Here is a 9,515-nt window from a genome sequence, read left to right as displayed (position 1 = left end):
GTTGTCGTAATCGTGGTCGGATTATTCGATTACGACAACGACAACGACAACGACAACGACAACGACAACGACAACGACAACGACAGCGTACACGGGATCTCGGTCACGACATCAGTTCTGATCGTACCCGGGGGGCCTCGATTACTCGCCACGCGACCTTGGTCGGCATAGAATGCCTGGATCGTTTCGTTGGTTCAGAGGTTTCGCGATGTATCCGTCCTGTGCCAAGCGCACCGCTGGCTTCACCCTGGTCGAGCTCCTGGTCGTGCTCGCCATCCTGGGCCTCCTGGCCGGGTTGGTGGGTCCGCAGGTCATGAAGTTCCTGGGGTCCTCCAAGACCAAGACCGCCCGGCTGCAGATCGAGGACCTGGCCGCCACCATGGACCTGTACCGGCTGGAGACCGGGCGCTACCCGACCGGGGAGGAGGGGCTTGAGGCCCTGGTGAAGAAGCCCGGCAATGCCGCGAACTGGAACGGGCCCTACCTCAAGAAGGGCGATGTGCCGAAAGACCCCTGGGGCTTCGAGTACCAATACAAGTTCCCCGGCGAGCACGGCGGGGTCGACATCTGGACCCTGGGTGCGGACAACCGCGAGGGGGGCGAGGGCGAGAACGCTGATGTGAAGAGTTGGGACTGAGGCCCCGGCGCCTTGTCCGGTACGCCCTGGGGCCGCGTGCCGCGCGTCGCCCGTGGCCGCGGCTTCACGATGGTCGAACTGCTGGTGGTCATGGCCATTGCCGCCCTGCTGCTGACGGCGGTACCGCCCCTGATCTCCGCGGCCTTTCCCGGGGTCGAACTCAAGGCCGCGGCGCGCCGCACCGCGGCGGCCCTGCGGCTCGCCCGGGAGACCGCCATCCGCACCGGCGCGGATGCCGCGCTGGTCGTCGATGTGCAGGAACGCACCTTCGCGCTCACCGGCATGCGCACCCTCTCCCTGCCCAGCCAGGTGCACGTCAAGCTCAATGCGGCCAGTCGTGAGATGCTCGATGATCAGCGCGGGGCCGTGCGCTTCTTTCCGGACGGCAGTTCCACCGGCGGGGTCATCCTCCTGACGCGCGACACGGCGAACGGGGGCGCGGGCTACCAGGTCGGGGTCAACTGGCTCACCGGTCGGGTACGCATGGCACCCTGGGAACGGGAGTGAGCCGCCGTCGTCAGGCCGGCTTTTCGCTGCTGGAGGTGCTGGTCGCCTTCGCGATCCTGGCCGTGTCGCTCGGGGTCTTGATGCAGATCTTCTCGCGCGCCACCATTACCACCATCACCACGGCCCAGTACAGCCGCGCCGCGGCGCTGGCGCAGGCGCGCCTGGCCGCGGTGGGCAGCGCCATCCCGCTCAAGGAGGGTCCGGTCTCCGGCGACCCGGAAGACGGCTTCGCCTGGCAGATCGGCATAGTCCCGGTCGAACTCGGCGAGACGCCCACGGCTTCGGGGCTCTCCGATGTGGTGCCCGCCGTGACCGCCTATCGGGTCACGGTGACCGCCCTGTGGCAGGAGGGCGCGCGGGTGCGGCGCCTGACGCTCAGCACCCTGCGGCTGGGGGAGCCGGCGCAATAGCATGCACGTCCGGTTCGACCTTGATTTCCGGCGAGCGCGCGCGGCGCGCGGCTTCACCCTGGTGGAGTTGCTGATCGCGCTCGCGATGGTTTCCCTGATTATGGTGTTGCTGTTTGCCGGGTTGCGGGTGGGCACCCGGTCCTGGGACCTGGTCGATATCACCGCGGAGCGCGTCGGGGCCGTGCGGCTCGCCCACGGCTTCCTGTTGCGCACCCTGATCCAGGCGCGCCCGGTCAGCCTGATGTTCGACGGCGCCCTGCTGCCGGTGTTCGCCGGTGACGCCGAGCGCGTGGAGTATGCGGCCCCGCTGTCCGAACATGTCGGGGTCCCCGGTGTCTATATCCTGCGCCTGCAGGTCGAGGGGGCCGGGCGGCAGCGCGCCCTGATTCTGACCCGCTGGCTGATGCACCCGCAGGTGCTGGAGGGCACGCTTGAGGGCACGGTGAAGTGGGAGCCGCTCAAGGAGAACACGCGGATGGGTCTGGGGGGGGCGGCCCTGGACCGGGACGCGGCCGCCGGGGCCTTCGGGCGCACCCTGCTGCTGGAGGGCGTGGCGGAGATCGAAATCAATTACTACGGGGTCTTGGCGGGGGAGAATGACCCCGCCTGGCATAAGGAGTGGCTGGAGCAACCAGCGCCGCCGGCCCTGATCCGCATCCACCTGAGCACGGTTGACCAGACATGGCCGGACCTGATCGTCGCCCTGCCCGCCCTGCGCGCCTGAGGCACCGCGGGGGTGCGCGCCGCGGCATCGCCCTGGTCCTGGTCCTCTGGGTCCTCACCCTGCTGACGGTCATGGCGGTGGGGATGACCGCGGCCGGGCGCACCGAGACCGCGCTGACGGAGAACCTGATCGCGCAGGCCCGCTTCGGCGCCTCGGCGGATGCGGCGATCGCCTATGCCGTCTTCAGCTTTATGGCCCCGCCGCCCGCGGAAAATGTCGGCCAGGGGAGCGCCCGGCAAGGCAGCACGGGTGACCTGACGGCGGCCGATGACGCCTCGCAAACGCCGGATTGGGTCCCCGACGGGTCGCCCCGACCCTGGGACTTCGACGGCAACGCGCTGTCCATCGCCGTGTTCAACGAGCAGTCCCGGATCAACCTGAACGAGGCGTCCGCGCAGGTGCTGTCCGCGCTGCTTGCGGCGCTGGGGGCGCCGGAGCAGGAGGCGCAGGCTATCGCCGACGCCATCGTCGACTGGCGCGACGAGGATGACCTCAAGCTCCTGAACGGCGCCGAGGCCAGCGAGTACGAGAGCGCCGGGCGGGCGCTGGGGCCCAAGAACGCCCCCTTCGTCGCGGTGGAGGAGTTGCAGCAGGTCCTGGGGGTCAACCGTGAGGTCTACCAGCACCTGGCCCCGGAGGTGACCGTCGATACCGAAGGCGACGTGGTGGACCTGACCTTCGCCTCGGCGGCCGTGATCGCCGCCCAACAGGGCATCGCGCTTGCGGACGCCCAACTCCAGGTCGAGCAACGCGCCGGCCCGGGGGTGCCGGGCGCCCAGGCGCCGCCCGCGCTCAACCGCGGCGGTCCCATCTACCGCATCCAGATCAAGGAGCAGGGAGCGGCGACGGCTCGGACCATGGAGGCCCTGGTGAGCATCACGCCCGGCGGGAACCCGCCCTACCAGGTGCGGTGGCGGCGCTTCGGGCTGATGGCGCCGCCGCCGCCGTCCCCGAACGGTGCGCCGACCGGCTGACTGGCGCCCGGCGGGGCGCCCGACTTACACTGCCCAGGTATTTTCGCGCCGGTGCCCCGGGATGCGTAGCGCGACGGATTTAGGCGGGATGGTCCGCCCGCTCAGTAACCAGTCAAGCACAGGTTAGGCACAGACACCATCGTTGTCGTTGTCGTTGTCGTAATCGTAATCGTAGTCGTATCCGGAGCGGCGATGTAATTTGGGGTTCAGGAGAATCCGGGCACTACGATAACCTCGATTACGACAACGACAACGACAACGACGCTGAGCGCATCCTCTAATGGACTTGCTTAATAAATCGGTATTCGTTCCATGGCCCTGATCGATGCTCTGAAATTACCCTGGGGCGGGCTCGCGCGACGCTCTTGGGCCAGCGCCCCGCGCCCGTCCGGCGAGCGCTTCCTCGCCTGTCTGCCGACGCTCGTGCGACGCTACCTGGCGCGGCGCGATCGGCGCCTGGTCATCCGTGCGGACGGCCCTGCTGCCCGTCTGGAGTGGATCGCGGGGGAGACCAGGGAGGTCTTGGGGACTCTCGACCTCGGCGGGCGAGAGCCGCTGCCCGGGGTCCTGGCCGACCGCTCCAAGGATCAGCATCGCCGGACCATCCTGTTGCTGCCGGCGACTGCCGTGTTGACCCGCCGCACCTCGCTGCCGGCCCAGGTCCGCGACAATCTGGCGACCGTCCTGCGCTATGAGTTGGACCGGCTCTCGCCCTTCCGGCCCGAGCAGGTGGTCTATGACTCGCTCGTGGTCGGCGGCGGCAAGGGCGAGGCGCGCCTCACGCTGGACCTGGCCCTGACCCGGCGCGACCTGGTGGAGGGCTGGCTCAAGCGCCTGCGTGAGGCCGGGTCACCGGTGGATCAGGTGACCTGGGAGGGGGCCTGGCCCCAGGCCAATCTCCTGCCCCCGGCCGAGCGCCCGCGCCGCCGTCAGCCGCTGCTCGATCCGGGCAAGTTGCTGCTGGCCGTGATCCTGCTCTTGGGTGCGGGGGTACTGGTCACGCCCCTGTGGCAGCGCTCGCGCACCCTGGAGACCCTGGAGTCCGAGGTGCGTAAGGCGCGCACCCAGGCGGTGCAGGTGGATCAGGTCCGCCAGGAACTGGAACGGGCGCGGCGCGGCAGTACCGAGGTCCTGCGTCAGAAATGGGAACTGCCGCGCATGCTCGACATGTTGCGGGAATTGACCGAACGGATCCCCGACGACACCTGGGTGCAGAGCCTCGAATACCAGAGCGGCGAGGTGCAGGTGCGCGGTGAGTCCGGTCGGGCCACGGCCCTGATCGGCCTCCTGGAGGGTGCCCCGGGGATCTCCGGGGTCTCGTTCCGCTCACCGGTGACCCAGGTGGCCCAGACCGGCAAGGAACGCTTCAACCTCGCCTTCAATTACAAACGTGCCGAGCCCGCCCCGCCATGACCCAGATTACCGTGAAAGTCGCGCCGGGAGCGCGCTCCTTATCTCCCTCCCCCGCCGGGGGAGGGCCGGGGAGAGGGAACGGCCATGGCGCCCGCAACTTTCATCTTTCGGGGGGGCGCGGGTGCCATGGCCGTTAGTCCCACCAAGCGTTACTGTGTACTCGTCTGGGGTGCGGCGATCCTGCTCCCCGGCCTGCTCATCGCCGCCATCGCCATCCCCTGGCTGGGGGAGGTCCGGCGGCTCGGCGACGCCATCGCCGCCGGCTCGGAACAACTCGGGCGCTATCAGCGCCTCATTGCCACCCTGCCCGGGTTGCGCGCCGAATTGGAGAAGGTCAACAGCAATCAGGACTTCAAGGCCTTCTATTTCGATGCCCCCACCCCGGACCTGGCCGGCGCGGAACTGACACGCAAGGTGCAGGACATCGTCAGCGCCGCCCACGGCCGCCTGATCAGCACCCAGTTGCTGCCCGAGGAGAAGGCCGAACAGCCGGCGCGGGTGCGCCTGCGGGTCCAGATCCAAGGCGCCACCGACACCCTGCTCGAGATTCTCTATGAGCTCGATCAGGCGCGCCCCTTCCTGTTCGTCGAGCAGGTCTCGGTGCGCTCCTCCGCCCGTGGGGAACTGCCCGAGCAGGTGGCACGCGGCCGTGCGGGCCGGCGCCCGCAGGCACTCAACGAGGCCGGCGAGCTGACCGTGCGCCTGGACGTCTTCGGGTTCGCCCTCGGGGGCAAAGCGTGATGAAGGCCGCGGCGCTCCTGGTGGTCCTGGCGTTGGCGGGCGTCCTGGTGCTGCAGTGGCGGGACTGGCCGCGCCCGCTGGCGCCGGTCAGTCCCCCCCAGTCGGATAAGGGTGCCGCGGCGGACCCGGGCGCGGCGGCCGACGCATCACTGACCACGCCGGCGCCGCCGGAGGCCAAAGAGACCTACGCGTCCGTCGCCGAGCGACCACTGTTCCGGCCCCAGCGCAAACCCGAGCCGCCGCCTGCCGCCGAGCCGACACCTGAGCCCGAGGCGGTGCAGGACGGCACCTTGGAGGGCCTGGATCTGAGCGCGGTCCTGATCTCTCCCGGGGCCACCTCGGCCTGGATCACCGACCCCAGCGCACCCCAGATCAAACGCCTGCGACTCGGAGACGAGCAAGCCGGCTGGTCGGTCAAGGCCATCCTGGCCGACCGCGTGGTGTTTGAGCGACAGGGGGAGACGAATGAGTTATTATTGCGTGATTTCTCCCAGACGCCAGCCTCGCCTCCCCCCGCACCCGCCCCGGCGCCGGTACGCCCCAACCCCGCCGGGCGCCCCAACCCCGCGGCACCGGGCCAGCTAAAGCCGCCGTCGCGCGAACCCCAACGCAAACAGGCGGCAGGCGCAGACCAGCGGGTCGCGCCGCCGAAGCCGCCCCAACCGAGACCGAATGGACCAAGACCAGCACCGCAACGGCCGCAGTAGCCGTCGGCCGGGGCGCCCCGCCCTGGCCGCATTGATCCTGACCCTGTCGGTTCTGGGACTCACGGGCTGCGAGCGCGCCTATTGGGACCCGACGATCAAGGTCGGCTCCGCCAGCGGCCACCTGACCGCCGGGCGGACCGGGACCACCGCGTCCGGGGCCCCGACGGCCGGGCTGGTCGAGGACTCCGGCATCAACCTGTCCGATGAAAAGAACACCAAGAAGGCGGTGGACGCGGTGCAGCGGGGGACCGGCAGCTTCGTGCGGCGGGTCTCCGGCCCGAGCGTGGATACCACCCCCGGCGACGTGACGCTGAACTTCGACGGCACCGACATCCGCGAGGTCGTGAAGGTCATCCTGGGCGACCTGCTGCAGGTGAATTATGTGCTCAGCCCGGCGGTCCAGGGCGTGGCGTCGCTTCAGACCGGCCGGCCGCTGCGGCGCGAGCACCTGATCCCGACCCTGGAGACGCTGCTGCGCATGAACAACGCGGCGATCGTCTACAAGTCCGGGACCTATGAGGTGGTCCCCATCGCCAACGCGGTCCAGGGCAATCTGGTCCCGCAGCTCGGTGAGTCGACCCGCCCCCTGCCCCCGGGCTACAGCATCCAGGTCATCCCGCTCCAGTACATCAGTGCGGACGAGATGAGCCGCATCCTCCAGCCGCTGGCCCCGGAGGGCAGCGTCGTGCGCGTGGATACACTGCGTAACCTGCTCCTGGTCGCCGGCACCAGCCCGGAGATGGGCAATCTCATCGACACCATCAAGGTGTTCGACGTGGACTGGATGAAGGGTCTCTCGGTCGGCTTCTTCGTGCTCGAATACGCCAAGGCCAACGAGGTGGTGACGCAACTGGAGGGGCTGCTGGCCGACGACTCGGGAAATCCCATGAAGGGCCTGTTCCGCTTCATCCCAGTGGAGAGTTCCAACAGCCTGATGGTGATCTCGCCGCAGGAGCGTTATATCCAACAGGCGCGCAACTGGATCGAGCGCTTGGATATGGCCGAGGCGAGCGGCAGCGCCGCGGAGAAGCTCTTCGTTTACCGGGTCAAGCACGGCAACGCCGAGAATCTGGCGGACGTGCTCTCCAAGCTCTTCGGCGGCGACGGCAAGGAAAAAAAGCAATCCACGGGCGGCGTCGCCCCGGGGCTCGGCACCTCGAGTATCGGGTCACGCGCGGTGATCGGGCAAATGGGCAGCGGCTTGGGCGGGAGCACCGGCGGCAGCAGCGGCGGAAGCGGCAGCGGGTTTGGCAAGGGCGGCGGCGCGGGCGGCGGTTTATCCGGCGGGCAGGGGGTACCGGGCGGGGCCGGTGGGACCGGTGGCCAAAGCGCCCAGGCGCACACCTTTCAACTCAGCTCGGAGGTGAGCGTCGTCGCCGATGCGACGAACAACTCGATCCTGGTGCGGTCGAACCCCAAGGACTACAAGAAGATCCTGGATGCACTCAAGCAACTCGACATAGTCCCGCTGCAGGTCCTGGTGGAGGCGACCATCATCGAGATCACCCTGACCGGAGAGCTCAAATATGGGATCTCCTGGAACCTGATGGCGCACGCCAGCGATGGTTACAAGAGTGATTTTGCCCTGGACGGCGTCACGACTAACCGCAACGCGGTGGCCCCCCTCACGACCGGCGGCACGACCGGCACCGCGGCGACGACGACCGCCGCGGCGGCGAACGCACTCGCCCGGACCTTCCCGGGCTTCAACTGGGCCATTGTCGCCAATCCGGGGCGGCTGATTGCCAATCTCCATGCGCTCGCCAGCCAGGGTCTGGTCAACGTCCTATCTTCGCCGTCCGTCATGGTGATCGATAATCAAGAAGCCAATATCGAGGTTGGTCAAGAAGTTCCGGTGCAGACCCAGCAGCAGCAAGCGCTCCAGGCCGGCTCCAATATCCTCAATAGTTATGAGTACAAGAAGGTCGGCGTCAAACTCAAGGTCAAACCGCGCGTGACCCCCGGCGGACTGGTGCAGATGGTTATCTTCCAGGAGGTCAGCAACAAAGTCGCTTCCGATACGCCCAACAACCCCACCTTTGGATTGCGCCAGATCACCAGTACGGTTGCGGTCCGTTCCAATCAGGCGGTGGTCCTGGGTGGCCTGATAGAAGACTCCCGTGCCGACTCGAAGTCCGGCATACCGGGCCTCTACGACGTGCCCGTCGCCGGCCCCCTGTTCGGGACGCGGGGGAAGGGCTCGAAGCGGACCGAACTCATCGTCATCCTGATCCCCAAGGTCATCGCCAGTGACCAGGACATCGAGTCGGTCAACAACGATTTTCGCGATCGGATGCGCGGCCTGCAATTCAAGTTTTAGGCGAAGTTGATCTTGGCCTCGAGATTGGGGCCGGAGTCGGCATTGGCCAGGGCCTCGCTGAAGCTGATGGTCCCGGCGTGAAAGAGCTCGAGCAGGGCGTCGTCGAAGGTTTTCATGCCGTCCTCGCTACTGCCCTGCATCGCCTCACTGACCTCGTCCACCCGCCCGTCGCGGATCAGATCGGCGATGTGCGGGGTGTTGACCAGCACCTCGATGGCCGCGGAGCGCTTGCCGCTCACGGTGCGCACCAGGCGCTGGGAGACGATGGCGCGCATGTTGATGGAGAGATCCAGGAACAGGGTCTTGTGCAACTCCTGGGGAAACATGTTGATGACCCGCTCCAGCGCCTGGTGGGCATTGTTGGCGTGCAGGGTGGAGATGGCCAGGTGCCCGGTGCCGGCCAACTCGATGGCCGCCTCCATGGTCTCGCGGGTGCGGATCTCCCCGATCAGGATCACGTCCGGGGCCTCGCGCAGCGAGCTCTTCAGGGCGGCGGCGTAGCTCTTGGTATCGACCCCGACCTCGCGCTGGTTGACGATGCACTGCTTGTGGGGGTGCACGAACTCCACCGGGTCCTCGATGGTGAGGATATGACCGGGGGCGGCGGCGTTGCGGGCATCGATCATCGCCGCCAGGGTGGTGGACTTGCCGGACCCGGTCGACCCGACCATCAGGATGATCCCGCGCTTGTGCGTCATAAGCTTGGGCAGGATCGGCGGCAGGCCCAACTCCGCCGCGGTGGGGATGCTCGCGCGGATATAGCGCAGCACCATGGCCGCCTCCCCGCGCTGGTGGAAGGCATTGACCCGGAAGCGCGCCCGGTCCCCCAGGGCAATGGCGAAATCCACCTCCCACTCGGTTGCGAAGGCGCTTGCCTTGTCCGCGTCCAGGATCGACAACACCGCGTCACGACAAAACTCCGGTGAGGCCGGACTCTCACCGATCGGACGGATGACCCCCTCGATCTTGATCCTGACCGGCGAGCCCGGGGTGAAGAACAGGTCCGAGGCGTCGTGCCGGACCATCATTTCGAGATAGGGGGCGATATCCAATCGGGCGTCTCCAGTTCAGGACCGCGGCGG

10 protein-coding genes are annotated in these 9,515 nt (G+C 67.9%); 9 read left to right on the top strand and 1 reads right to left on the bottom strand.

Annotation, left to right across the window (positions count from 1 at the left end):
* Nucleotides 1-208: 208 nt before the first annotated feature.
* From gspG to gspD, 9 genes are all read left to right on the top strand, one after another.
* Nucleotides 209-637, top strand: a complete 429-nt coding sequence (gene gspG / locus QZY48_RS08920; protein ID WP_295430258.1) for a type II secretion system major pseudopilin GspG — start codon at nt 209-211, stop codon at nt 635-637.
* A 12-nt stretch (nt 638-649) separates the two neighbouring features.
* Nucleotides 650-1,144, top strand: a complete 495-nt coding sequence (locus tag QZY48_RS08915) for a type II secretion system protein (protein ID WP_295430256.1) — start codon at nt 650-652, stop codon at nt 1,142-1,144.
* Nucleotides 1,141-1,554: a prepilin-type N-terminal cleavage/methylation domain-containing protein gene (locus QZY48_RS08910; protein WP_295430254.1), complete on the top strand. Its 414-nt coding sequence runs from the start codon at nt 1,141-1,143 to the stop codon at nt 1,552-1,554. The genes QZY48_RS08915 and QZY48_RS08910 overlap by 4 nt, the downstream gene beginning before the upstream one ends.
* Nucleotide 1,555: 1 nt before the next feature.
* Nucleotides 1,556-2,278, top strand: coding sequence for a prepilin-type N-terminal cleavage/methylation domain-containing protein (locus tag QZY48_RS08905; protein ID WP_295430252.1), 723 nt, complete (start codon nt 1,556-1,558; stop codon nt 2,276-2,278).
* Nucleotides 2,236-3,252 carry a type II secretion system protein GspK gene (locus tag QZY48_RS08900; protein WP_295430250.1) on the top strand — a complete coding sequence of 339 codons (1,017 nt, stop codon included), beginning with the start codon at nt 2,236-2,238 and terminating at the stop codon, nt 3,250-3,252. Before QZY48_RS08905 ends, QZY48_RS08900 begins: the two co-directional genes overlap by 43 nt.
* A 312-nt stretch (nt 3,253-3,564) precedes the next feature.
* Complete coding sequence (locus QZY48_RS08895) at nt 3,565-4,665, top strand: PilN domain-containing protein (protein WP_295430248.1); 1,101 nt, start codon at nt 3,565-3,567, stop codon at nt 4,663-4,665.
* A gap of 84 nt (nt 4,666-4,749) precedes the next feature.
* A complete protein-coding gene (gene gspM / locus QZY48_RS08890; RefSeq protein ID WP_295430246.1) occupies nt 4,750-5,406 on the top strand; it encodes a type II secretion system protein GspM in 657 nt (218 codons plus the stop codon).
* Entirely contained in the window at nt 5,406-6,113 is a 708-nt protein-coding gene (locus tag QZY48_RS08885) for a type II secretion system protein N (protein ID WP_295430244.1), read from the top strand. Before gspM ends, QZY48_RS08885 begins: the two co-directional genes overlap by 1 nt.
* A complete protein-coding gene (gspD, locus tag QZY48_RS08880) occupies nt 6,079-8,433 on the top strand; it encodes a type II secretion system secretin GspD (RefSeq protein ID WP_295430242.1) in 2,355 nt (784 codons plus the stop codon). The genes QZY48_RS08885 and gspD overlap by 35 nt, the downstream gene beginning before the upstream one ends.
* Here gspD and QZY48_RS08875 read toward each other — a convergent pair.
* Complete coding sequence (locus QZY48_RS08875; RefSeq protein WP_295430240.1) at nt 8,430-9,485, bottom strand: PilT/PilU family type 4a pilus ATPase; 1,056 nt, start codon at nt 9,483-9,485, stop codon at nt 8,430-8,432. The genes gspD and QZY48_RS08875 overlap by 4 nt on opposite strands.
* Between the last annotated feature and the right edge of the window lie 30 nt (nt 9,486-9,515).

The sequence above is a fragment of the uncultured Thiodictyon sp. genome (assembly GCF_903828115.1).
Lineage (GTDB): Bacteria > Pseudomonadota > Gammaproteobacteria > Chromatiales > Chromatiaceae > Thiodictyon.
This window is presented reverse-complemented; position numbering and strand designations above follow the sequence as displayed.

Coding starts and splice junctions, on each gene's coding strand:
- gspG (WP_295430258.1), top strand. CDS start 209: ATGTATCCGTCCTGTGCCAAGCGCACCGCTGGCTTCACCCTGGTCGAG.
- QZY48_RS08905 (WP_295430252.1), top strand. CDS start 1,556: ATGCACGTCCGGTTCGACCTTGATTTCCGGCGAGCGCGCGCGGCGCGC.
- QZY48_RS08900 (WP_295430250.1), top strand. CDS start 2,236: ATGGCCGGACCTGATCGTCGCCCTGCCCGCCCTGCGCGCCTGAGGCAC.
- QZY48_RS08895 (WP_295430248.1), top strand. CDS start 3,565: ATGGCCCTGATCGATGCTCTGAAATTACCCTGGGGCGGGCTCGCGCGA.
- gspM (WP_295430246.1), top strand. CDS start 4,750: ATGGCGCCCGCAACTTTCATCTTTCGGGGGGGCGCGGGTGCCATGGCC.
- QZY48_RS08885 (WP_295430244.1), top strand. CDS start 5,406: ATGAAGGCCGCGGCGCTCCTGGTGGTCCTGGCGTTGGCGGGCGTCCTG.
- gspD (WP_295430242.1), top strand. CDS start 6,079: ATGGACCAAGACCAGCACCGCAACGGCCGCAGTAGCCGTCGGCCGGGG.